Consider the following 626-nt stretch of genomic DNA (forward strand, 5'->3'; position numbering starts at 1 on the left):
GCAACGGCCGGACGATTGCCCTCCATCTATCTGACAACGATGTCATGGGCTGGGTCTCGATCGACGGCGGCGCGGCGGGCGACGAGGTCTGGCTGGACCGCTCCTTCGACGGCGGGGTGACCTGGGCGGACGGCAGCAAACTCGGCGACACCAAGACCCCGTCCGGCTGGACCGGTTGGCGCAGCCAGATGTACAACGTCGACGACTGGAACAACGCGGGCGTCGGCGCGCTGCGCGCCTGCGCACGCACCAACGGCGCCTCGGTGACGGTCTGCACCCAGTGGGCCCGGGTGGACTGGAACGCGGCCAGCCGGAGCACCGCCGCGGCGACCGCGCTGATGATGGACTACGACCGGAGCACCGGGAAGTTCGCCGGCTGGTGGACCTCGGCCACCTCGCTGACCTCGATCATCGACAACATCCGGATCAGCGGCATGCCGAGCTACAAGTACGCGATCAGCGAGACGTACGACGCGAACATCAACGCGCAGGACGGCAACTTCACCAACAGCTACCTGGACGACACCGGTTGGTGGGGCCTGGCGTGGGTGGACGCCTATGACGCGACCGGTGACAGCCGGTACCTGACCACCGCGCGGGCCGACGCCGACCACATGGCCGACAAC

At 68.2% G+C, this 626-nt stretch carries 1 pseudogene; it reads left to right on the forward strand.

What is annotated here, in order from left to right:
• Positions 1-44: 44 nt before the first annotated feature.
• Positions 45-626, forward strand: a pseudogene (locus tag AC5RWQ_RS30280) (glycoside hydrolase family 76 protein); the annotation flags it as partial.

The sequence above is a fragment of the Micromonospora sp. BS32 genome (assembly GCF_059089345.1).